This is a genomic window from Kineococcus aridisoli, from assembly GCF_050871885.1.
Classification (GTDB): domain Bacteria; phylum Actinomycetota; class Actinomycetes; order Actinomycetales; family Kineococcaceae; genus Kineococcus.
Window position 1 is genome coordinate 1 of sequence record NZ_JBJLSF010000049.1, and the last position, 22,124, is coordinate 22,124.

At 74.5% G+C, this 22,124-nt stretch carries 23 protein-coding genes; 7 read left to right on the plus strand and 16 right to left on the minus strand.

Annotated elements, in window-relative coordinates; genetic code table 11:
• Positions 1 to 229: 229 nt before the first annotated feature.
• Positions 230 to 997 carry a sigma-70 family RNA polymerase sigma factor gene (locus tag ACRYM2_RS14075; RefSeq protein WP_432523022.1) on the plus strand — a complete coding sequence of 256 codons (768 nt, stop codon included), beginning with the start codon at positions 230 to 232 and terminating at the stop codon, positions 995 to 997.
• Here the strand turns inward: ACRYM2_RS14075 and ACRYM2_RS14080 are convergent.
• Positions 880 to 1,947: an NAD-dependent epimerase/dehydratase family protein gene (locus ACRYM2_RS14080; protein ID WP_432523053.1), complete on the minus strand. Its 1,068-nt coding sequence runs from the start codon at positions 1,945 to 1,947 to the stop codon at positions 880 to 882. The two genes, ACRYM2_RS14075 and ACRYM2_RS14080, sit on opposite strands and share 118 nt — an antisense overlap.
• Before the next feature lie 180 nt (positions 1,948 to 2,127).
• Here ACRYM2_RS14080 and ACRYM2_RS14085 point away from each other — a divergent pair, with 180 nt between their 5' ends.
• The 3 genes from ACRYM2_RS14085 to ACRYM2_RS14095 are packed head-to-tail and all read left to right on the plus strand — an operon-like array spanning position 2,128 to position 5,168.
• Complete coding sequence (locus tag ACRYM2_RS14085) at positions 2,128 to 3,012, plus strand: Rieske (2Fe-2S) protein (protein WP_432523023.1); 885 nt, start codon at positions 2,128 to 2,130, stop codon at positions 3,010 to 3,012.
• Positions 3,009 to 4,232: an aromatic acid exporter family protein gene (locus tag ACRYM2_RS14090; RefSeq protein WP_432523024.1), complete on the plus strand. Its 1,224-nt coding sequence runs from the start codon at positions 3,009 to 3,011 to the stop codon at positions 4,230 to 4,232. The genes ACRYM2_RS14085 and ACRYM2_RS14090 overlap by 4 nt, the downstream gene beginning before the upstream one ends.
• Positions 4,233 to 4,244: 12 nt before the next feature.
• The gene (locus ACRYM2_RS14095; RefSeq protein ID WP_432523025.1) at positions 4,245 to 5,168 is read left to right on the plus strand and encodes a manganese catalase; all 924 of its coding nucleotides are present in this window, start codon (positions 4,245 to 4,247) and stop codon (positions 5,166 to 5,168) included.
• A gap of 134 nt (positions 5,169 to 5,302) precedes the next feature.
• On the opposite strand, the gene ACRYM2_RS14100 is transcribed toward ACRYM2_RS14095, so the two are convergent.
• From ACRYM2_RS14100 to ACRYM2_RS14150, 11 genes are all read right to left on the minus strand, one after another.
• The gene (locus ACRYM2_RS14100) at positions 5,303 to 6,247 is read right to left on the minus strand and encodes a glycoside hydrolase family 43 protein (RefSeq protein WP_432523026.1); all 945 of its coding nucleotides are present in this window, start codon (positions 6,245 to 6,247) and stop codon (positions 5,303 to 5,305) included.
• 86 nt (positions 6,248 to 6,333) lie between these two features.
• Positions 6,334 to 7,104 carry an iron ABC transporter ATP-binding protein gene (locus ACRYM2_RS14105; protein ID WP_432523027.1) on the minus strand — a complete coding sequence of 257 codons (771 nt, stop codon included), beginning with the start codon at positions 7,102 to 7,104 and terminating at the stop codon, positions 6,334 to 6,336.
• Positions 7,101 to 8,114 carry an iron chelate uptake ABC transporter family permease subunit gene (locus ACRYM2_RS14110; protein ID WP_432523028.1) on the minus strand — a complete coding sequence of 338 codons (1,014 nt, stop codon included), beginning with the start codon at positions 8,112 to 8,114 and terminating at the stop codon, positions 7,101 to 7,103. The genes ACRYM2_RS14105 and ACRYM2_RS14110 overlap by 4 nt, the downstream gene beginning before the upstream one ends.
• Positions 8,107 to 9,096 carry an iron chelate uptake ABC transporter family permease subunit gene (locus ACRYM2_RS14115; RefSeq protein ID WP_432523029.1) on the minus strand — a complete coding sequence of 330 codons (990 nt, stop codon included), beginning with the start codon at positions 9,094 to 9,096 and terminating at the stop codon, positions 8,107 to 8,109. Before ACRYM2_RS14115 ends, ACRYM2_RS14110 begins: the two co-directional genes overlap by 8 nt.
• Positions 9,093 to 10,043, minus strand: coding sequence for an ABC transporter substrate-binding protein (locus tag ACRYM2_RS14120; protein ID WP_432523030.1), 951 nt, complete (start codon positions 10,041 to 10,043; stop codon positions 9,093 to 9,095). The genes ACRYM2_RS14115 and ACRYM2_RS14120 overlap by 4 nt, the downstream gene beginning before the upstream one ends.
• A 230-nt stretch (positions 10,044 to 10,273) precedes the next feature.
• Positions 10,274 to 11,245, minus strand: coding sequence for a class 1b ribonucleoside-diphosphate reductase subunit beta (gene nrdF / locus ACRYM2_RS14125; RefSeq protein ID WP_432523031.1), 972 nt, complete (start codon positions 11,243 to 11,245; stop codon positions 10,274 to 10,276).
• Positions 11,246 to 11,273: 28 nt separating this feature from the next.
• A complete protein-coding gene (gene nrdE, locus ACRYM2_RS14130; protein WP_432523032.1) occupies positions 11,274 to 13,439 on the minus strand; it encodes a class 1b ribonucleoside-diphosphate reductase subunit alpha in 2,166 nt (721 codons plus the stop codon).
• Positions 13,436 to 13,834, minus strand: a complete 399-nt coding sequence (nrdI, locus tag ACRYM2_RS14135; protein WP_432523033.1) for a class Ib ribonucleoside-diphosphate reductase assembly flavoprotein NrdI — start codon at positions 13,832 to 13,834, stop codon at positions 13,436 to 13,438. The genes nrdE and nrdI overlap by 4 nt, the downstream gene beginning before the upstream one ends.
• Before the next feature lie 20 nt (positions 13,835 to 13,854).
• Positions 13,855 to 14,100: a glutaredoxin-like protein NrdH gene (gene nrdH, locus ACRYM2_RS14140; RefSeq protein WP_166615832.1), complete on the minus strand. Its 246-nt coding sequence runs from the start codon at positions 14,098 to 14,100 to the stop codon at positions 13,855 to 13,857.
• Between the two features lie 289 nt (positions 14,101 to 14,389).
• Positions 14,390 to 15,436 (minus strand): LacI family DNA-binding transcriptional regulator, encoded by a 1,047-nt coding sequence (locus tag ACRYM2_RS14145; RefSeq protein ID WP_432523034.1) that lies wholly within the window; start codon positions 15,434 to 15,436, stop codon positions 14,390 to 14,392.
• Positions 15,437 to 15,513: 77 nt separating this feature from the next.
• Positions 15,514 to 15,837 (minus strand): L-rhamnose mutarotase, encoded by a 324-nt coding sequence (locus tag ACRYM2_RS14150; protein WP_432523035.1) that lies wholly within the window; start codon positions 15,835 to 15,837, stop codon positions 15,514 to 15,516.
• Positions 15,838 to 16,056: 219 nt separating this feature from the next.
• On the opposite strand from ACRYM2_RS14150, the gene ACRYM2_RS14155 reads away from it, so the two are divergent.
• The gene (locus ACRYM2_RS14155) at positions 16,057 to 16,986 is read left to right on the plus strand and encodes an exopolyphosphatase (protein WP_432523036.1); all 930 of its coding nucleotides are present in this window, start codon (positions 16,057 to 16,059) and stop codon (positions 16,984 to 16,986) included.
• Between the two features lie 119 nt (positions 16,987 to 17,105).
• Positions 17,106 to 18,665: an aldehyde dehydrogenase (NADP(+)) gene (locus tag ACRYM2_RS14160; RefSeq protein WP_432523037.1), complete on the plus strand. Its 1,560-nt coding sequence runs from the start codon at positions 17,106 to 17,108 to the stop codon at positions 18,663 to 18,665.
• A gap of 22 nt (positions 18,666 to 18,687) precedes the next feature.
• On the opposite strand, the gene ACRYM2_RS14165 is transcribed toward ACRYM2_RS14160, so the two are convergent.
• The 3 genes from ACRYM2_RS14165 to ACRYM2_RS14175 are packed head-to-tail and all read right to left on the minus strand — an operon-like array spanning position 18,688 to position 20,843.
• Entirely contained in the window at positions 18,688 to 19,875 is a 1,188-nt protein-coding gene (locus ACRYM2_RS14165; protein ID WP_432523038.1) for an MFS transporter, read from the minus strand.
• Positions 19,876 to 19,934: 59 nt separating this feature from the next.
• Positions 19,935 to 20,510, minus strand: coding sequence for a cysteine hydrolase family protein (locus tag ACRYM2_RS14170; protein ID WP_432523039.1), 576 nt, complete (start codon positions 20,508 to 20,510; stop codon positions 19,935 to 19,937).
• A 48-nt stretch (positions 20,511 to 20,558) separates the two neighbouring features.
• Positions 20,559 to 20,843 (minus strand): hypothetical protein, encoded by a 285-nt coding sequence (locus ACRYM2_RS14175; RefSeq protein WP_432523040.1) that lies wholly within the window; start codon positions 20,841 to 20,843, stop codon positions 20,559 to 20,561.
• A gap of 119 nt (positions 20,844 to 20,962) precedes the next feature.
• Between ACRYM2_RS14175 and ACRYM2_RS14180 the strand changes: the two genes are divergently transcribed.
• The gene (locus tag ACRYM2_RS14180; protein WP_432523041.1) at positions 20,963 to 21,187 is read left to right on the plus strand and encodes a hypothetical protein; all 225 of its coding nucleotides are present in this window, start codon (positions 20,963 to 20,965) and stop codon (positions 21,185 to 21,187) included.
• Positions 21,188 to 21,248: 61 nt separating this feature from the next.
• Here the strand turns inward: ACRYM2_RS14180 and ACRYM2_RS14185 are convergent, their stop codons facing one another.
• Positions 21,249 to 22,118: a universal stress protein gene (locus ACRYM2_RS14185; RefSeq protein WP_432523043.1), complete on the minus strand. Its 870-nt coding sequence runs from the start codon at positions 22,116 to 22,118 to the stop codon at positions 21,249 to 21,251.
• Positions 22,119 to 22,124: the final 6 nt, after the last annotated feature.

The window sequence follows — 22,124 nt, forward strand, 5'->3', positions numbered from 1 at the left end:
CGACCCGGACCGGGTCGCGGCGGAGGTCGCGGGACACCCGGCGGGAGGTGCTGGAGCGCTCCTGGCGCGGTGCTGGAGCGGTCCTGGCGCGGTCCGGTTGCCGACCCCGCGGGTCGGTGCTCGACTGAGCCCCGCCGGGTGCAGCAGCTCGCCTGGGCAGTCCCGCAGGACCCGCTCTCGGGAGGACCCCACCATGACCGCACCGACGTCTCACCGACCGGACGATCTGGTGCTCGGACACCTCGACCTCGCCCAGTCGCTCGCGGCCCGCTACCGCAACCGCGGCGAGAGCCTCGACGACCTCGTGCAGGTCGCCTACCTCGGCCTCGTCAAGGCCGCCCACCGCTACCGCCCCGACGCCGGTTCCTCCTTCGCGGCGTACGCGGCCCCCACCATCACCGGCGAGATCCGCCGCCACTTCCGCGACCACGGCTGGGACGTGCGCCCCCCGCGGCGCCTGCAGGAGCTGCGCGCGCGGCTGCGCAGCGTGCAGGCGGAGCTGGAGCAGCACGGCGGGTGCACCGACGAGGCCCTCGCGCAGGCGCTCGGCGCCACCGTCGCCGAGGTGCGCGAGGCCCGCCAGGCCTCGAACGCGTACTCGGCCGTCTCCCTGGACGCCCGCTACGGCGGCGACGGCGACGACACCACCCTCGCCGACACCCTCGTGGCCGAGGGGGACGGCGCCGCCGCCGTCGACGACCTCGTCGCCCTCGCCGACGCGACCTCCGACCTGGGCGGGCGCGAGCGGCGCATCCTCGCCCTGCGCTTCTACGCCGACGCGACCCAGTCGCAGATCGCCGCCGACCTCGGCATCAGCCAGATGCAGGTCTCCCGGTTGCTGTCGGCGCTGCTGCGCCGGCTGCGCGAGCGGCTCACCGATCAGGTCCCCGTGCGCGCCGTGGGGGTCAGCGAGCGCGGTCGCAGGGCGGGCGAGTCGGTGCCGGCGTGGTCGCGCATCCCCGCGAACACCTCGGCCAGCACGTCCTGGGCGGCGTGAGCGGGGCGCCAGCCGAGCTCCTCGCGCACCCGCGAGGTGTCGAGCAGCGGCACGCCCATGCCCATGTCGAACCAGCCGGGTTGCACGGGGTGGACGCGGGCGTGGTAGCTGGCCTGCACCGCGAGCCGCGCCAGCCGGTGGCCCACGGGCACCAGCCGCCCGGCCCGCAGCACCCGGCCGAGGTCCCGGCCGCCGAGGACGGGCTCGTCGGCGACGTTGAAGGCGCCGCGGGGGGTGTGCTCGAGCATCCGCGCGATCGCGTCGGCGAGGTCCTCGGCGTGCACGACCTGGAAGCGCACCCCCTTGGGCAGCGGCAGCACGGGCAGCGGCACCCGGCCCAGCAGCCGGGTGGGCGTGAGCAGCCCGGCGAAGTAGCGCGCGAGCTCGCTGCCGGAGCGGCCCTGCATGACCAGGGCCGGGCGCACCCGGGTGACGACGAGTTCGGGGTGCTCGGCCTCCACGACGTCCAGGTGCGCCTCGCAGGTGGCCTTCTCCCGCGAGTACTGCACGGTCGGCAGGCCGGTGGCCGGCCAGGACTCGTCGACGCGCGAGTCGTCGGCGGGGTGCTCGGCGTAGGCGCCCAGGGAGGACAGGTGCACCAGGTGCGGGACGCCGGCCTGCAGGACGGCGCGCACCACGTTGCGGGTCCCGCCGAGGTTGACCCGGCTCAGCTCCGCGGGGTCGCGCATGGGCTGGATGAGCCACGCGGTGTGCACGACGGCGTCCACGCCGCGGAAGAGCTCGGTCATGCGGGACACGGCGTCGGGCCCGGCGATGTCCAGGGACTCCCACTGCACGCCCGCGTACGGGCTCTCCCCCGCCGGGTCCACCTGCGGCACCCGGCGGGCGATGCCGACGACGTCGACGTCCCCGCTGGGCAGCCCCTGCTGCAGCCGCCGCAGCAGCGCCGTGGAGACGCTCCCCGACGCACCCGTGATCGCGATCCGCATGCTCACCCCTCTCCTCGTGCGCGGACCGGTGCTCCTGGTGGGTCCGGTCATGCAGGACCCCTACCCGGGGCCCCCACCTCGAAACCGCGGCCCGCTCCCGACCGGGCGGAGCGGGGCGCGGGCACCGGGCAGCGGGCGCCTGCAGGTGCAGGCAGCCGCGGACGGGAGTAGGACCGGGGCATGACCCTGGTCCGCGCCCTCTTCGACGCCCCCTCCCGCTGGACCGCGCTCGACCCCGTCGCCGCCCGCGCGCAGGAGCTGGCCGACCGGCTGCTGCCGGGCGGGCGGGTGCGCGGCTGGCTGCACGGCCGCCCCTTCGGCCACCCCGCCCACCCGGCGATGGCCCAGCTGCCGATCGGCACGTCCGTCTCGGCGGCGCTGCTCGACGCGGCCGCCCTCGTGCTGCCGGGCGGGCGGGCGCTGGAGGCCCCGGCGCGGGGGCTGGCCGCCGTCAGCGTCGCCTCCGTGGTGCCGACGGCGCTGGCGGGCTGGGCCGACTACACCGGGCTGCACCGCGACCAGCAGCGCACCGCCCTCGTGCACGCGAGCGGCAACCTCGTGGCCGCGACGCTGTGGAGCCTGTCGCTGGTCGCGGGGCGGCGGGCGCCGCTGCTGCGCACGGCGGGGACGGCGGTCGCCGGGGCGGCCGGGGCGCTGGGCGGGCACCTGGCCTACCGCTGGGCCGCGGGTCCCAACCACGCCGAGCACCTGCACCACCTGGCCGGTGACGGGCAGGGGTCCGGCGACGTCGGCGCCCTGGCGGAGCTGCCCGAGGGCACCCCGGTGCAGCGCCGGGTCGGCGAGGCGCCGGTGTGCGCGCTGCGCCGCGGCTCCGAGGTGCTGGCGCTGACCGGCACCTGCACCAACGACGGCGGTCCCCTGCACGAGGGCTCGGTGCGCGGCGGCGGGGCGCAGACGGCGATCACCTGCCCGTGGTGCGCCAGCACCTTCCGCTTCGCCGACGGCGCCGTCCTGGACGGGCCCGCGAGCTCGCCGCAGCCCACCGTGCGGACCAGGGTGCGCGAGGGCCGGGTGCAGGCCCGGGTGGTGGGCCCGCCGCTGTGAGCGAGGGCCCGGTGCGGCCGGTGCGGCGGCTGCGGGCCGGCGCCCGGGAGCTGCTGGGCCGCTGGCCGCGGCTGGGGCTGGCCGTGCGCACCGCGCTCGCGGCGGGCCTGGCGTGGTGGATCGCGCTGCGGCTGCCGTTCACGCCCGCCGAGACCTACCCCTACTACGCCCCGCTGGGCGCGGTCGTCGGCTCGTACTCGACCGTGCGCAGCTCCGCGCGCAACTCCCTGCTCGCGGTGCTCGCGATCGTCGTCGGGGCCGTGCTGGCGCTCGCGGCCGCCGCCGTGGCCGGCGGTGTCCTCGTGGTGCTGCTGCTGGTCTTCGTCGCGACGCTGGTGGCCGGCTGGCGGCTCCTGGGCGAGCAGCGCTCGTGGGTGCTCACCGCCTCGCTGTTCGTGCTGGTCGTCGGCGCCGCGGACCCGGTGGACTACGTGAGCGCCTACGCGGGGCTGACGCTGCTGGGCGGGCTGGTCGCCGTGGTGGTGAACGCGGCGCTGCCCGAGGTGCCGCTGAGCCGCTCGCACCGGGAGCTGCACCGGCTGGCGGGCGTCCTGGCCGACCAGCTCGACGACCTCGCCGAGGGGCTGCGCCGCGACGAGCCCCCGAGCGCCCAGGAGTGGGAGCAGCGCCTGCGCTCGATCGCGCCCGTGCGCGAGTCCGCCCGCGCCAGCGGCGCCGAGACCGAGGAGTCGCTGCGGGGCAACCTGCGGGCCCGGCGGAACCTGCCCTCGGTGCGGCGCCAGCACGTCGACGCCGTGGTCCTGGACAACCTGGGGCGCCGCGTGGAGGAGCTGACCGAGCTGCTCGTGGAGGTGCAGACGCCCGGCGAGCGGGCGGTGGCCATGGACGCGGCGCTGCGCTGGCCGACGGCGCAGGCGTTGAGCTCGCTGGCGGCGCTGCTGCGCGAGCGCCCGGAGGAGATCGGGGCACCCGACGCCGCCCCGCCCGACGTCACCGGCCTGCGCGAGGATGTGCAGCGGCTGTCGCAGGCGCAGGTCGCGGCCGAGTACACCACCGACCGCGACCGGCAGACCGCCGGTGCGGTCGTGACGCTGCTGCGCCGCTGCCTGGGGGCGCTGCAGGTCGACCCGACCGTGCCCGACCCCGAGGCGGTCGCGCCCACCCCGTGGGCGCAGCCGGACCCTCGGCTGCCGGGCCGGCCACGTTTGCGCCCGCGCACCGGGGGTAGGTGGCGAGTACCGACCATCCGCAGACGCTGAGAGGGGCACTCCGTGTACCGCCACACCCGCGAACTGCAGTTCACCGCCAAGCCTGAGAAGCCCGACGCGCTGTTCGCCGCGAAGTTCCAGGAGATCCTGGGCGGGCAGTTCGGTGAGATGACCGTGATGATGCAGTACCTGTTCCAGGGGTGGAACTGCCGCATCCCCGGCAAGTACAAGGACATGATCCTCGACATCGGGGCCGAGGAGATCAGCCACGTCGAGATGCTGACCGTGATGCTGGCCCGCCTGCTCGAGGGTGCCCCCGGCGAGACGACCGAGAAGGCCGCGGCCGCCAACCCCGTCCTGGCCGCCGTCCTCGGCGGGCAGAACCCCCAGCACGCGATCGTCTCCGGCGGCGGCGCCCGCCCCACCGACTCGCAGGGCAACCCGTGGAACGCCGGCTACATCATCGCCAGCGGCAACCTGCTCACCGACTTCCGCTCCAACGCGGCCGCCGAGGGCCAGAGCCGGCTGATGACCAGCCGCATCGCGAACATGACCGACGACCGCGGTGTCAAGGAGATGCTGGCCTTCAACCTGGCCCGCGACACCTACCACCAGCAGCAGTGGATGTACGGCATCCAGATGCTCGTGGAGGAGGGCTTCGCCGAGTCCGAGATCGAGCGCTCGAACGGCGACTGGGAGGACGCGGACGCCGCGCACGTCTTCTACACCAACGAGGGCAGCCGCGCCGGTGAGGGCCTGTGGGCCACCGGCAACAGCGTCGTCGACGGCCAGCCGTTCCGCACCGAGCCGCTGCGCCCGCTCACCGACGACCAGGGCATCCTGCCCGCTCCCGACCCGCTGCAGTACGTCACCTACGACGGCAGCCAGGGCCCGGGCAAGCCGGGCAACGCTGTCGGCGGCGCGGTGCAGCAGGCGGAGAACGTGGTCACCAAGGTCAAGGACGCCATCACCGGCGACAAGCACTGAGGTCCGCCCCGGGTGGCCGGGGGTCCGCGGCGCCGTCCAGGCGCCCCGGGCCCCCGGCCACCTGCACGTTCGCCGGAGGTTCCCCGGACGTCACCTGGACGACGCCCGGTCGTTGCCCGTGCGCGGCCCGGCGCTCAGGCGGGGAACGCCTCGGCGAGCCGCTGCCACTGGTCCCCGACCAGCGGCAGCACGCCCCCGTGCTTGGTGTTCGGTGGGATGCTGAACTCCCCCGCCGGCAGCGGTGTCCAGCGCCCGCTCGCCGGGTCGTCGCTCACCAGCGCCGTGTAGCCCTGCGGGCGCACCTCGTACTGGTCCACGAGCAGGTACCAGACGCCGCGACGGCGGTCGCGGAACACGACGGGCGCCTCGACGTCGGCGTACAGCTCGTCGGCGATGCGGGTGGCCACCAGCTCCCAGCCGGAGCCCGTGTCGGTCTCCTGGAACAGCTTCAGCGCGTCCGGCCGGCGGGAGTCGTCCTTGGAGACGCGGACGGCGAGGTCGCCGTCGCGGAAGGTCGTCGTGTCGATGACCGCGAAACCCCGGTCGATGACCACCTCGGCCGGCCCGACGGAGCGGAAGTCGCGGGTGCGGGCGGCGAGGACGCGGCTGTAGCTGGCACCGCGGTGACCGGTGTCCTGCGGGTCGTACAGCGTCGAGGACCAGTGGACGACGAACTCCCCGCTCGCCTGGTCGAAGACGGCCTCGGGCGCCCACGCCATGCCGGCCGTCGGCGGCGCGATCTCCAGCGCCCACGGCTGCGACCAGTGCACGAGGTCCTCCGAGCGCCAGACGACGACGTCGCGGCTGCCGGTGCGGGTCCACTCGTCCCAGCCGCGGCCGTCACCGCCGTAGATGCGCAGGTCGGTGGCGACGACGAAGAACTCCCCCGCGCCGGCGACGACGTGGGGGTCGCGGATCCCGGTGGTGCCGCCGGACCAGGTGAGGACGGGCTCGCCGCGGTTGCGGCGCGTCCACCGGCGGGCGTCGTCGCCGTCGCTGAGGGAGAAGTGCACCTGCTCGCCGTGGCCGTCGGGCGCCTCCACGTGGTGCACCAGCAGGTAGCCGTGCTCGTCGGGCACCGGAGCCTCCTCGCCGTCGTGCCCGGCCGGGTCGCCGGACGCGCGCAGGTTACCCGGCTGCCCGGCCGCCCTGCGGGTGCCGCGCCTCAGCCGAAGTAGACGGCGACGGGGCGGCCGTCGATCTCGTGGACGTCCACGGGGGTGTCGAACACCGCCTCCAGGACCTGCGGGCGCATCATCTCGCGCGGCGTCCCCTGGGCCACCACCTCGCCGTCGCGCAGCGCGATGAGGTGGTCGGACCAGCGGGCGGCGAAGTTGACGTCGTGCACGACCATGACGACCGACTTGCCGAGGTCGTCGGCCGCGCGCCGCAGCCGCCGCATCATCCGCACGGCGTGCTTCATGTCGAGGTTGTTCAGCGGTTCGTCGAGCAGGACGTAGCGGGTGTCCTGGGCCAGGACCATCGCGACGTGGGCACGCTGGCGCTGGCCGCCGGAGAGCTGGTCGATGGGGCGCTGCTGCAGCTCGAGCAGGTCCAGCAGGTCCAGCGCCTGGTCGACCAGGCGCTCGTCCTCGGCGCCCGGGCGGCCCCGCGAGTGCGGGAAGCGCCCGAAGGACACCAGCTCGCGGACCGTCAGCCGCAGGTCGAAGTGGTTCTCCTGGCGCAGCACCGCCAGGGCGGTGGCGACCTCGCGCGACCGGGCCGCGTGCACGTCCAGCGGGCCGTCCGGGCCGTCGATGACGACCGAGCCGGTGTCGGGCGCCAGCAGCCGGCCGACGGTGGTCAGCAGCGTGGACTTGCCCGCGCCGTTGCTGCCGATGAGCGAGGTGATGCCGTGGTCGGGGAACCGCAGCGACACCGGCCCCAGCACGGTCGTGCCGCCGTAGCTCGTGCTCACGCCGTCGACGGTGATCACAGTCTTCCCTTCCGCAGGAGCAGGACGAGGAACAGCCCGCCGCCGACGACGTCGAGGACGACGGTCAGCATGCCGGAGGCGGAGAACACGTGCTCGAGGACGAACTGCGAGCCCACCAGCAGCAGGGTCCCGAACAGGAACGCCATCGGCAGCAGGTGGACGTGCCGCTCGCTGCCGACCAGCTGCCGCGCCACCGTGGCGGCGATGAACCCGAAGAACGTCATGGGCCCCACCAGTGCCGTCGAGAGGGCGATGAGGACGCTGACGACGACGAGCACGGTCGTCAGCTCGCGGCGGTGGTCCAGGCCGAGGTTCGTGGCGACGTCGCGCCCCAGCTGCAGGACGTCCAGCCGGTGCACCCGCCGGGCCACGAACAGCCCCGCCAGCACGCACGCGCCGAGCGCGAGCGGCAGCGAGGCGTCGTCGACGGCGTTCATCCGGGCGAACAGCCGCAGCGAGAGCAGGTCGTAGTCCGTGGGCGACAGGACCCGCTGCAGGAACGTCGCCAGGCTGTCGAAGGCCATCCCGAGGGTGACCCCGACCAGGAGCAGGACGTTGAGGTTGCCCCAGCGCGCGGTGAACAGCCACCGGAACAGCACGGTGGCGAACGCGACCATCACGAGGGTCTGCACGAGGACCTTCGCCAGCCCGTCCGTGGCTGCCAGGACGCGGCCGCCCCACACGACCACCAGCGCGGTCTGCACGAGGACGTAGACCGAGTCCAGCCCCATGATGGACGGCGTCAGCACCCGGTTGCGGGTGACCGACTGGAACAGCACGGTCGCCACCGACTGCGCGAAGCCGGCGACGACCATCGCCCCCAGCATCGTCAGCCGGCGGTGCAGCGCGTAGTCGAAGCTGCCGCGCACGAAGGCGAACAGGTAGGCGAGCACGACGACGGCGAGCAGCGCGCCGACGACGGCGGTCCGCGCCGCCGGTGACAGCGCGCGCCGCCGCGGTCGTGGGCGCAGGGTCCGCGGGCGGCGCGGGCGCAGCAGGGTGTCAGCCACGCAGCGCCCTCCGGCGCACCAGGACCAGGCCCACGAACCCGAGCGCGCCGACGGCGCCGAGGACGACCGACACGGGGATCTCCAGGGGGAAGACGACGGTGCGGCCGATCAGGTCGCAGCCGATGACGAGCGCGGCGCCGACGAGGACGACGACCGGCAGGTTCGCGCGGACGTCGTCACCGCGCAGCACGCTGACGAGGTTGGGGACGACGAGGCCCACGAACGGCAGGAACCCCACCACCACGCCGGTGACCCCCGTGGCCAGCGCGACGGCCGCGCTGCCGAGCAGGACGACCCGGTCGTGGTCCAGGCCGAGGTTGCGGGCCACGTCGGGGCCGAGCCCGGCGACGGTGAACCACTGCGCGCAGCAGAACACCAGCAGGACCACCGCGCCGGCGGCGTAGAGGGGCTCGTAGTGGCCCGCGGTGATGCTGTTGAAACCGCCGGAGCGCCAGGCGGCGAGGGACTGCTGCAGCTCGGCGCGGGTCGCCAGCAGCAGCGTCACCGCACCGACGAGGGAGCCGAGCATCATGCCGACCAGCGGCACGACGACCGAGGAGCGCAGCGCCACCCGCCGCAGCAGCCCGAGGAAGACCATCGTCCCGGCGAAGGCGAACGCGCTGGCGACGGTCATCTTCACCAGGACCGGAGCCTGCGGCCACACGAGCATCATGAGCAGGATCCCCAGGGCCGACCACTGCGCCGACCCGGTCGTGGTCGGTTCGACGAACCGGTTCCGGGTGATCATCTGCATGACGGTGCCGGAGACGCCCATGGCGGCGGCGGCCAGCACGAGCGCCACCGTGCGGGGCACCCGGGAGACGAGGAACATCTCCTGCGCCGACCCGGCGGTCCACAGGTCCGACAGCGAGATGTCGTAGCCGCCGACGGCCAGCGAGGCCACGACGAGGACGAGCACGAGCACGAGCGCGGCGACCGTGGTCGCCGCGCCCGCGCCGGTGGTGGCCGGACCGGACCTCATGCCGCGCTGAAGGCGTCCGCGATCTGCTCGTACACCGCCGTGTAGGTCTGGATCCCCTCGGTGACGTAGAAGTCGCTGGGCAGGTAGACGATCTGGTCCTGGGTGACGAACGTCGTCCGCGCCCACGCCTGCTGGTCGGCCACCACCTGCTGCGCCGCCTGGGCGCCCTCGGTGCCGACCGCCGCGTCGCGGTCCATGAGGATCATCCAGTCCGGGTTCAGCTGCGCGATCGTCTCCGGCGCCAGCCCGGAGTCGTTGTGCACGGCCGTCGCCTCGTCCTGGGTGGGCAGCACGTTCCGCAGCTCCAGCGGCTCCAGCAGCGGGGCGAGGCGGCTGGTGCCGTTGTCGACGTGCCCGCCGGTGAGGCTGGCCAGGAACACCGTCTCGGTGCCGGTGGCGTCGGCGGCCTCCTGCTCGGCGGCCTGCAGCGCGTCGACGAGCTCCTGCGCGACGTCGCTCGCACCCAGCACCTCGCCCAGGGTGCGGGTCTGGGTCTCCAGGGCCTGGACGAACCCGCCCTCGGCGTCCGCGGAGGGCGCGACGTCGATGGTCGGCGCGATCTGCGTCAGCTCGTCGTAGTGGTCGGCGAAGCGGTACCCGCCGACGATCAGGTCGGGCTCGGCCGCGTTGAGCGCTTCGAAGTCGGGATCGCGGTGGGTCCCGACGTCCGCGATCGCCTCGTCGGCCGCCCAGTCCTCGTAGCCGGTCGCGGGCAGCAGGTCCTTCGGCACCGCGACCGGCTCGACGCCCATCGCCTTGAGGGTGGCGAAGGAGGTGTTGTCCAGCGCCGCGACGCGGACCGGCTCGGCCGGGACCTCGACCTCGCCCAGGTTCGTGGGAACCGTGCGGGTGGTCGGCTCGGCGGCGGCGGCCGTGGCGTCCTCCTCGCTCGAGGAGCAGCCGGCCAGGCCGAGCGCCACGGCCAGCGCCAGCGGCGCGGTGATCACGGTTGCACGGCGGAGGGTTCTCACGGCGGGCCTCTCAGGGGTCGGGGGCGTGCGCCGGGGGGCGGCACTGTGGTGAGCCTACCCTCACCGCAGGACTCCCCTCGCGACCGGCCCGGTCCCGCCCCTGCCCGGTGCGCCCGGGAACGACGGAACCCCCGTGGCAGGGCGCGCAGCACCGGCCACGGGGGTCGTCCGTCGCGGCTCGCAGGAGCCGCTGGATCAGCGGGGGCTCAGAACTCCCAGTCCTCGTCCTCGGTGGCCACGGCCTTGCCGATGACGTAGCTGGAGCCGGAGCCGGAGAAGAAGTCGTGGTTCTCGTCCGCGTTCGGCGACAGCGCGGACAGGATGGCCGGGTCCACCCGGGTCATGTCCGAGGGGAACATGCCCTCGTAGCCGAGGTTCATGAGCGCCTTGTTCGCGTTGTAGTGCAGGAACGTCTTGACGTCCTCGGTCAGGCCCACGCCGTCGTAGAGGTCGGAGGTGTACTTGCACTCGTTGTCGTACAGCTCGTACAGCAGGTCGAACGCGTAGTCCTTGATCTCGTCGCGCTTGGCCTGGTCGACGAGCTCCAGCCCGCGCTGGAACTTGTAGCCGATGTAGTACCCGTGCACGGCCTCGTCGCGGATGATGAGCCGGATCAGGTCGGCGGTGTTCGTCAGCTGCGCGCGGGACGAGAAGTGCATCGGCAGGAAGAAGCCGGAGTAGAACAGGAACGACTCCAGCAGGGTGGAGGCCACCTTGCGCTTCAGCGGGTCATCACCGTGGTAGTACTCCAGGACGATCGACGCCTTGCGCTGCAGCGCCTCGTTCTCCTCCGACCAGCTGAACGCCTCGTCGATCTCCCGGGTGGAGGCCAGCGTGGAGAAGATCGAGGAGTAGCTGCGCGCGTGGACCGACTCCATGAACGCGATGTTCGTGTAGACGGCCTCCTCGTGCGGGGTGAGCGCGTCCGGGATGAGCGAGACCGCCCCGACCGTCCCCTGGATGGTGTCCAGCAGCGTCAGCCCCGTGAACACGCGCAGGGTGAGCGTGCGCTCGGCGGGGCCGAGGTTCTGCCACGACTGGACGTCGTTGGACAGCGGCACCTTCTCCGGCAACCAGAAGTTGCTCGTGAGGCGGTTCCAGATCTCCAGGTCCTTGTCGTCCTGCAGGCGGTTCCAGTTGATCGCGTTGACGCGGTCGATGAGCTTCAGCTTCTCCACGGTCTTCCCTCTTCTCGCAGGCCCCGGCTCAGAGCATGCAGCTGACGCAGCCCTCGACCTCGGTGCCCTCGAGCGCCATCTGCCGGATCCGGATGTAGTAGATCGTCTTGATCCCCTTGCGCCACGCGTAGATCTGCGCGCGGTTGATGTCGCGCGTGGTGGCGGTGTCCTTGAAGAACAGCGTCAGCGACAGGCCCTGGTCGACGTGCTGGGTCGCCGCGGCGTAGGTGTCGATGATCTTCTCGGGACCGATCTCGTAGGCGTCGGCGTAGTACTCCAGGTTGTCGTTCGTCATGAACGGCGCCGGGTAGTACACGCGGCCGAGCTTGCCCTCCTTGCGGATCTCGATCTTCGAGGCGATCGGGTGGATCGAGGAGGTCGAGTTGTTGATGTAGCTGATCGAGCCCGTCGGCGGGACGGCCTGCAGGTTCTGGTTGAAGATGCCGTGCTCGACGACGGACGCCTTCAGCCCGGCCCAGTCGGCGCGCGTGGGCAGCTCGACGCCGGCCTGGGCGAACAGCTGCGCGACGCGGTCGGTGGCCGGCAGGAAGTCGTTCTCGAGGTACTTGTCGAAGAAGGACCCGTCGGCGTACTTGGAGCGCTCGAACCCCTCGAACGTCTCACCGCGCTCGATCGCGATCCGGTTGCTGGCGCGCAGGGCGTGGAACAGCACCGCCGCGAAGTACACGTTGGTGAAGTCGACGCCCTCCTCGCTGCCGTAGTGGACGTGCTCGCGGGCGAGGTAGCCGTGCAGGTTCATCTGGCCGAGGCCGATGGCGTGCGAGCGGGAGTTGCCGTGGGCGACCGAGGGGACGGACTGGATGTCGCTGGCGACGCTCACCGCGGTGAGCGCGCGGACGGCGGTCTCGACGCTCTGCCCGAGGTTCCCGCCGTCCATCGTCAGCGCGATGTTGAGCGAGCCCAGGTTGCAGGAGATGTCCTTGCCGATCTCGGCGTAGGTCAGGTCCTCGGCGAGCCGGCTGGGGGTGTTGACCTGCAGGATCTCCGAGCACAGGTTCGACATGTTGATGCGGCCGGCGATCGGGTTGGCCCGGTTCACCGTGTCCTCGAACACGATGTAGGGGTAGCCGGACTCGAACTGCAGCTCGGCCAGGGTCTGGAAGAACTCGCGGGCGTCGATCTGCGTCTTGCGGATGCGGTCGTCGGCGACCATCTCGCGGTAGTGCTCGCTGATCGGCAGGTCCCCGAAGGGCTTGCCGTACACCCGCTCCACGTCGTACGGGGAGAACAGGTGCATCGGCTCGTTGTTCTTGGCGAGCTCGAAGGTGATGTCCGGGACGACCACGCCGAGGCTGAGGGTCTTGATGCGGATCTTCTCGTCGGCGTTCTCGCGCTTGGTGTCCAGGAAGCGCAGGATGTCGGGGTGGTGCGCCGACAGGTACACCGCGCCGGCGCCCTGGCGGGCCCCGAGCTGGTTGGCGTAGGAGAAGGAGTCCTCCAGCAGCTTCATCACCGGGATGACGCCGGAGGACTGGTTCTGGATCCGCTTGATCGGGGCGCCGTACTCGCGGATGTTGCTCAGCAGCAGCGCCACGCCGCCGCCGCGCTTGGACAGCTGCAGCGCGGAGTTGATGCCGCGGCCGATGGACTCCATGTCGTCCTCGATGCGCAGCAGGAAGCAGGAGACCAGCTCGCCGCGCGAGGCCTTGCCGGCGTTGAGGAAGGTCGGCGTCGCCGGCTGGAAGCGGCCCGCGATGACCTCGTCGACGATCGCGGTGGCCAGCGCCTCGTCGCCGACGGCCAGCGTCAGCGCCGTCATGACGGCGCGGTCCTCGAAGTTCTCCAGGTACTGCTTGCCGTCGAAGCTCTTGAGCGCGTAGCTCGTGTAGAACTTGAACGCCCCGAGGAAGGTGGCGAAGCGGAAGCGCGCCGCGTGCGCGCGGTCGGTGAGGGAGCGCACGAAGTCCATCGAGTACTGGTCGAGGACGTGCTGCTCGTAGTAGCCCTCGGAGACCATGTGCTCGATGCGCGCCTCGAAGCTCGGGAAGCGCATGGTGCGGGGGTTGACGTGCTGCAGGAAGTACTGCCGCGCGGCCTCGACGTCGGCCTCGAACTGGATCTTCCCGTTCTCGTCCCACAGGTTCAGCATCGCGTTGAGCGTGTGGTAGCCCGGCGACGTCGGGGTGGCGATGACCTCGGGGGAGCTCGAGGGGGCGTCGGAGGTGAGGGTCACAGCGAGTCCAATCCGTCGCGCACGCGGCGCACGTCGTCGGGAGTCCCGAAGAGTTCGAAGCGGTAGAGGTGGGGCACGCGGCACTTGGCCGCGACCACGTCGCCGGCGGCGGCGTAGTGCTCCCCGAAGTTGGTGTTCCCGGCGCCGATGACCCCGCGCACCAGGGCCCGGTTGGCCGGGACGTTGAGGAAGCGGATCACCTGCTTGGGGACAGCCCCCGCCCCGCCGCCCCCGCCGTAGGTGGGGACGATGAGGACGTAGGGCTCCGTGACGTGCAGGGCCTCGTCACGCGCGTGCAGCGGGATCCGCAGCGCCGGCCGCTCCAGCTCGAGCTTGCCGACGAAGCGGTGCGTGTTGCCCGAGGTGCTGGAGAAGTAGACGACTCCGGGCTTCACGGGGACCTCCGGGCAGGACGTCAGACGGAGACGGCGGCCGCGCGGGCGGCCAGCGCGTCGATGCGGTCGGGGCGGAAGCCGGACCAGTGCTCCTCGCCGGCGATGACGACGGGGGCCTGGACGTACCCCAGGGAGCGGACCGTCTCCAGCGCCTGCGCGTCGGCCGTGACGTCCACGACCTCGTAGGCCAGGCCCTTGCGGTCCAGCGCGCGGTAGGTCGCCTTGCACTGCACGCACGAGGGCGTGCTGTAGACGGTGATGCTCATGGGGGTGGTCCCTCCCTCGGGTCCTGCTGCCGGTGTGGCGTCCCGTCCTGCTGGGATGTCCAAGACACTACCCCTGGGGGCCGACATCGCAAACCACCACTACATGGTGTGTGACACGGTTGTGATTTCCCCAGCTGTCGTCCCCATGTGGACAACCTCGTCCCCATGCCCCTGACCTGCGGTTTCAGCCGTCTGGACCTGCCCCTGTGGACACTCGCTGTGCACAATGCCGACGCTGAGTGATCGGCGTGTCGTGCAGCCCGGCGTGTCCCGCCCCCCGGCCCGCTGCTCAGCCCGCCTCGGCGACCGCCTGCGCGGGCGGCCGGCCGGTCGCCGGCCGGCCGGCCCGACGGGCGGTGGAGCGGCGCACGACGAGCTCGGGCTCGAAGACGAGCTGCTGCGCCGGGCGGCCCTCCACCTGCGCCAGCAGCAGCTCCACGGCCGTGCGCCCGAGCAGCTCGCGCGGCTGGCGCACCGAGGTCAGCGGCACGCTCGCCGTGGCCGCGAAGCCGATGTCGTCGTAGCCCACGATCGCCAGGTCCTGCGGGACGCGCACCCCGCGGCGCTGGCACTCGTTGAGCACCCCCAGCGCCAGCAGGTCGTTGGCGCAGAAGACCGCGCTCGGCCGCTGGGCGGCCGGGCCCGCCAGCAGCTGCGCCGCGACCTGGGAGCCGGCCCGCACGGACATGGCGCCGGCCTGCAGGACGTCCACCTCGCCGGCCGCGCCGACGGCCTCGCGCAGCCCCCGCAGCCGCTCCTCCACCTGGCGCAGCGCCGTCGGCAGGCCGGTGTAGGCGATGCGGCGGTGCCCCGCGCCGACGAGGTGCTCGCCCACCAGCCGGCCGCCGAGGACGTCGTCGACGGCGACCGAGGAGTGCCCGCTGGAGCCGGAGCCGCGGTCCACGAGCACGACGGGCGTGCCGTGCTCGCGGACCTCGGTCAGGGCGGCGCTGGGGGCGTCGTGCACGGGCGTCAGCAGCACGCCCAGCACCCGCTGCTGGTCCAGGCGGCGCAGGTGCCGGGCCTCGCGCTCGGCGGAGTTGGCGCTGTTGCACATCACCACCAGGGCGTCGTGGCGCTCGGCGAGGTCCTCGGCACCGGCGATGACGTCGGTGAAGAAGGGGTTGGCCACGTCGAGCACGACCACCGCGATCGTCCGGCTCACCCCGGCCCGCAGCTGGCGGGCGGACTCGTTGCGGACGAACCCCAGCTCGGCGATCGCCTCCTGCACGCGCGTGCGCAGCGCCTCGGAGACGACCTCCGGGCGGTTGAGGACGTTGCTCACGGTCCCCAGCGACACCCCTGCCCGCTGGGCGACCTCCTTGACCGTCGCCATGACCGCAGGATGGCAGGTGCGGCGGCCACCGGCCCCGCGTCGGCACCGGGCGACCGGCTCCCGGCCGCCGCGGCGCCTCAGGCGAGGTGGAAGTACTCCACGAGGCGCTCGCGGGGCCGGTCGCCCGGGCCGGGTGCGGGCAGGAAGAAGCGCTGCACGCTCGCCTCCCAGCGCGCGGACACCTCCTCGCGCTCCATCGCGGCGCTCGCGGCCTCGAAGTCGTCGGCCTCGCAGTAGCCGACGACCAGCCCGTCCTCGGCGCGCAGGAACAGCGAGTAGTTGCGCCAGCCGGAGCGGCCGAGCGCCTCCAGCACCTCCGGCCAGACGTGCTCGTGGGCCTGCAGGTACTCGTCCACGAGCTCGGGGCGCAGGTGCAGCAGGAAGCAGGCACGCTCGCTCACGCGGGGCTCCTCCGGTGCGGGCGGTCGGCACCGACCGCTGCGGGTGCGTGCCGAGCGGGCGGCCGCACCACCGCGGACCGCCGCTGACACGATTCAACGAACGCGGCCGAGTCTGCTGACCCGCCCCTGCCGGCGTCAAGGACGCCGCTCGCGCGGCACGAGCCGCGAGGGACCCGCAGCCGGCTCAAGGCGGTACCCGCGGGTGCCGATGCAGCGGGTGTGAGCGACACCTTCCGCCTCGTGACCCGCAGCGACTTCGACGGCCTCGTCTGCGCCGTGCTGCTGCGCCAGCTCGACCTCGTGGACGAGATCACCTTCGTGCACCCCAAGGACGTGCAGGACGGCGCCGTCGAGATCACGAGCCGGGACATCCTCACCAACCTGCCCTACGACCCGCGCGCGCACCTGGTCTTCGACCACCACCACTCCGAGACGCTGCGCAACGCCGGTGCCACCAACCACGTCATCGACGCCGAGGCGCCCTCGGCCGCCCGCGTCGTGTTCGACCACTACGGCGGCGCCGCGCGCTTCCCGAAGATCTCCGACGACCTCATGCGCGCGGTGGACCAGGCGGACTCCGCGGCCTACTCCGTCCACGAGGTCCTGGAGCCGACCGGCTGGACGCTGCTGAACTTCCTCATGGACAGCCGCACCGGCCTGGGCCGCTTCCGCGACTTCCGCATCTCGAACTACCAGCTGATGATGCAGCTCATCGACATCTGCATCGACTACCAGGACGTCGAGGAGATCCTCGCGCTGCCCGACGTCGCCGAGCGCGTGGAGCTGTACCGCGCCCAGGCCGAGCTGTTCCACGCCCAGCTGGAGCGGGTCACCACCGTCCACGGCGACGTCGTCGTCCTCGACCTGCGCGAGGAGGAGGTCATCCACGCGGGCAACCGCTTCTACGTCTACGCGATGTTCCCGCAGGCCCGCGTGTCGATGCACGTGATGTGGGGCAAGGCCCAGCAGAACACCGTCTTCGCCATCGGCAAGTCCATCGTGGACCGGACCTCCCCCGTCGACGTCGGCGCGGTCTGCCTGGCGCACGGCGGCGGCGGGCACCTGGCGGCCGGCACCTGCCAGGTCCCGCACGAGGACTCCGAGCGCGTCCTGGCCGAGCTCGTCGAGCAGCTGCGCACCGACCGCTGAGCACCGCGGGGCCCCGCTGACCACCCGCCGGGCGGCGCCCTGCGCACCGACCGGCACGGCCGCCGCTCGTAGACTGCCCGCCCGGCGCACCGGAGCCCGATCCTGCGGAGGTGGTCCCCGTGACCGGCACGTCCCAGCTCACCGGCGAGCTGTTCATCGGCGCCACCCGCGTCGCGGGCACCGCCGAGCCGGTGCGCGCGCGCGACCCGCGCACCGGCGAGGTCCTCGAACCCGCCTTCGGCGGCGCCACGCCGGAGGACGTCGAGCGCGCCGCTCAGCTGGCGGCGCGGGCGTTCCGGCCCTACCGCCTCCTGCCGCCGGCCCGGCGCGCGGCGTTCCTGGACGGCGCCGCCGAGCGGATCTCCGCCGTCTCCGACGAGCTCGTCGCCCGGGTCGTGGCCGAGACCGGGATCCCGCCGGCCCGCGTGCGCGGGGAGCTGGCCCGCACCGTGCACCAGCTGCGGCTGTTCGCCTCCGTCGTGCGCGAGGGTTCCGCCGCGGGGGTGCGCGTCGAGCACGCCCTGCCCGACCGCGAGCCCCTGCCCCGCCCCGACCTGCGCCAGCGGCGGGTGCCGCTGGGTCCCGTCGCGGTGTTCGGCGCGGGCAACTTCCCGCTGGCGTTCTCCGTCGCCGGCGGCGACACCGCCTCGGCGCTGGCCGCGGGCTGCCCCGTCGTCGTCAAGGCCCACCCCGGCCACCCGGGCACCTCCGAGATCGTCGCCGCAGCGATCGCCGGGGCCGCCGCCGAGCACGGCGTGCCCGACGGCGTCTTCTCCCTGCTGCACGACGCCGGGCACGCGGTGGGCACGGCGCTCGTGGCGCACCCGGCGATCGCCGCGGTCGGCTTCACCGGCTCGCGCGCCGGCGGGCTCGCGCTGCTGGAGGTCGCCAACCGCCGCCCGGTGCCGATCCCCGTCCACGCCGAGATGTCCTCGGTCAACCCCGTCGTGCTGCTGCCCGGCGCGCTCGCCGAGCGGGCGGCGGAGCTCGGTGCGGCGTTCGTCGCCTCGATGACGGTCGGGCAGGGGCAGCTGTGCACCAACCCCGGTCTCGTCCTGGCGGTCGAGGGCCCCGGGCTGCAGGGGTTCCTCGACGCCGCCGCGGCCGCCGTCCGCGCCACCGCCGCCGCCCCGATGCTCGGCACCGGCACCCGCACCGCCTTCGAGCGCGGGGTGGCGGCGCTGCGCGAGCACCCGCAGGTCCAGGAGGTCGCCACCGGCGCGGGCGACGAGCGGATCGCCGCAGCCGGCACGACCCACCTGTTCACCACGACCGCCGACGCGTTCGAGGCCGACGAGGACCTCTCCCGGGAGGTGTTCGGCGCCAGTTCCCTGGTCGTGCGGGTGCCCTCGGCCGACCGGCTGGCGGGGCTGCTGGAACGCCTGGAGGGCCAGCTGACCGCCACGGTGCACCTGGCCGACGACGACCACGAGGTGGTGCGCGAGCTGCTGCCCGTGCTGGAGGAGAAGGCCGGGCGCATCGTCGCCAACGGCTGGCCCACCGGTGTCGACGTGGGCCGCGCGGTCGTGCACGGCGGGCCGTTCCCGGCGACCTCCGACGGCCGCAGCACCTCGGTGGGCACGCTCGCGGTCGAGCGCTGGCTGCGGCCGGTGGCCTACCAGGACCTGCCCGCCGCGCTGCGCCCGCCCGAGGTCGCCGACGACCCCGGCGCCGGCTGACGGCCCGCGGTGCCCACGGCGCCTACGGGCGGCCCGGCGGGCGCCGGCGGGGGGCGAAGCGCAGCAGCCCCGCGGCGGCCGCGACCGCCAGCAGCGCCACCCCGCCCGAGGCGACCGCCAGGCTCGCCGCGCCGGCGAGGGCGCCCACCAGCAGCGGGCCGCCCGCGGCGCCGCTGTCGGTGACCAGCCGCCAGGCGCCCAGGAACACCGCCCGCGAACCCGGCGGGGCGGCGTCGGCGCCCAGCGTCATCACCAGACCGGCGCCCATCCCGTTGCCCAGGCCGAGGACGACGCCGGCGGCGGCCACCGTCCACGCCGTGGAGGTCGTCGGCAGCAGGAGGTGCCCGAGGGCCAGCACGAGCATCGAGGGCACCCCGACCGCGGCGCGCCCGAAGCGGTCCATCACCGAGCCCGCCGGGTAGAACAGCAGCAGGTCCACGGCGCCGGAGACCCCGGCGACCAGGCCCGTGGTGGTCGCGTCCAGGCCCAGGTGGTCGCACCACAGCGGCAGCAGCGTCTGCCGCGACTGGCGCACCGCCTGGACGGCGAGCGCCGCCACGCCGAGGGTGGCCAGCGTCCGCGCGCTCGCGCGCACCACCTCGCGCAGCCCGGGGGCCCGGCCCGCCGGTGCGGGCTCGTCGACGACCGGGTCGGGCAGCACGAGCACGACGACGGCCGCGGCGGCGGCGGCCAGGACGGCCACGGCGTAGGCGCCGCGCGCGCCCAGGACCGCGCTGCCGGCGGCACCGGCGAACGGCCCGGCGAAGGTGCCGATGCGCCCGACACCGCCCAGGGTCGACAGGGCGCGGGCGCGCAGGTGCGGCGGGGCGGCGGCGGTGAGGAAGGACTGCCGGGCCAGGCTCCAGACCGCGGTGGCCAGGCCCAGCACGACGACGCAGCCGCCGAGCAGCACCTCGGTGGGCGCGAGCGCCGCACCGGCCAGCGCGAGCGCGGTGGCCGCGGCGGCCAGGAGCACCGACGTCCGCTCCCCCACCCGCGCGACGAGCGCCCCGGCGGGCAGCGCCCCGGCGACCTGGCCGGCGCCCAGCAGCGCCACGACGAGCGCGGCGACGGGCACCGGGGCGCCGAGGTCGCGCGCGGTGAGCGGCAGGACAGGCAGCACGGCGCCCTGACCGGTGCTGAACAGCGCCGCCGGCGCGTAGACCGCGGTGAGCGCCCGCCACGGGAGCGGGGCGGGCGTCGGCGGCACCGCCCCACCCTAGGCTCGGCGCCGCCCGGGCCGGGCGGGCGGCGGGTGCGGACCGGCCCTCAGCGCGCGAGCAGCGCGGTGGAGGTCGTGACCCGCACGAGCGGCGCGTACAGGCGCATCGCGTCCAGCGCGCGCTCGTGGTCGGCCTCGCTCGCACCCGCGCAGGCGTCCGCGACCACCGTGACGGCGGCGCCGTCGTCGGCGGCCGCGAGCACGGTCGACAGCACGCAGCAGTCGGTGGACACCCCGCCCACCACGAGGGGCGCACCGCCGACCAGCTCCGCCAGTTGCGGTCCCCACTTGCCGAACGTGGGGCGGGTGAGCACGGGCAGGTCCCGCCCGGCGAAGCCGTCGACGAGCGCGTAGAGCGGGTCGTCGCCGCCGACGAGGGCGAAGGGGAACTGCTCGTAGTAGGGCACCCAGGCGCCGCGCGGCTGCTGCGGGGCGACGAAGCGGGTGAGGACGACCCGCGGCGCGAAGCGCTCCAGCAGCTGCGCGCAGACCGCCGCGGCGGCCTCGAAGCCCGGGGCGGCCCACGGGCTGCCGGGGTCGCCGAAGACCTGCTGGAGGTCGACGAGGACCAGCCAGCCCTCGGGAGCGGCAGCCGGGGCGGGCGCGGGGTCCGGGGTGGTCACCCGCCGGACGCTACGGCACCGCACCCCCGGCGCGGGGCCGGCGCGGGGTCAGCGCAGCACCGGGGTGAGGTGGCGGGCGTCCACCCACGCCTCCACGACGACGGCGTCCTCACCGGGTTCGGGGGGCACGACGTAGACGACGCGGCCGCGCCAGCCCTCGCGCCCGCGCGCCCAGGCCACGACCACCCCCGGCCAGGGCCCCGGCTCCCCCTCCGGCGGGCGCACCCAGCAGTGCCGGCCGGCGGGGCGCTCGGCCACCTCGGCCGCCCGCTGCCGGCGGAGCACCTCGTGCAGCGGGCGCTGCCCGTCCCTGCGCAGCTGGCCGCCCGACATCCCCCGAGCATGGCACACCGTTCGAACGCTTGTACGACAACGGGTCCGCGCGGGGCGTCCTGGCAACCAACCGGGTGGAGGGCGTACCGGCAGGGCCCGAGGTGGAGGACACTCGAGACATGCCTCCTCGTGACAGCACGGCTCGGCGTCACCTCGCCACGAGCCCCTTCCAGCCGATCCCGCCGCAGCCGCCGGCGGAGGTCTTCGCCGAGGACGACCGCGTCACCCACGACCGGCACGGCCTCGGCACCGTCGTCTCCACCGGCCCGGAGGAGTGGGTGACCGTCCGCTTCACCAACGGCGAGGTCCGCCGGGTGAACGGGCGCACGCTCGAGAAGCTCTGACGGGCGCGCGCCCGCCCCGGCCGGCGGCCCCCGCCCGGGGCGCCACCGGACCGGCCCGCCCTCAGGCGCGCGCCAGGCCCGCCGCGCGCCGCCGCCCGGCGGTGGTGGCGGCGGTGGCGTCCGGCAGCACGATCGTGCGCGAGCTCGGCGGCACCAGGACCAGCGGCACCCGCAGCAGGTGCACCGGCAGCGCGCGGACCGCGGTGGCCGCGACGACGACGAGGTCGCCGACGACGGTCCGCCGCGCCAGGACGTCGCCCGTGGCGCCCTCCACGACGACGGCCCGCACGGCTCCCCCGCCCGCCGCGCCCAGCTGCGCCAGCACCGCGTGGTGGCGCTGGGCGGCGAGCAGGTGCGCGTGCCGCCGCTCGGCGCCCGCGGGAGGGGCCTGCCAGGTGGTGAGCACCCGCAGCGGCAGCCGGTCGCCGCGCGCGGCCCAGGCCACCGGGGCCGGGTCGTCGGCCGAGCCGGGGGCCGAGACCACCAGCAGCCGCCGCGGCGGGCCGAGGACCGCCTGCGGTCCCACGAGCACGACGGGGACGGGGGCGTGCTGCAGGCACGCGGCCAGCACGCGCCCGCCGCCGGGAGCACCGCCGCGACCGCGGCCCAGCACCAGCAGGGCGCCGTCCGCCGCCTCCACGAGCAGCGCGGACGCCGGCTGACCGGTGGTGACGGTGACGTCGACGGCGGGCTCGCGGCCGGGCACCCGCTCCAGCTCCTGCGACAGCGCCTGCTCCAGGTGGGCGGGGGCGGCGGTGGACCCCTCGCGCACCAGCACCACGCGCAGCGGCCGGGCGGTGGCCGCGCACTCCAGCACCGCCCAGCGCAGCGCCCGTCGGGAGGCGCCGGAGCCGGAGAAGCCGACGACGACGCGGCGCGGGCGGGCCCCGGCACCGGGCGCGGGGGCGGTCATCGGTTCGGGGTCGGGCACAGGACC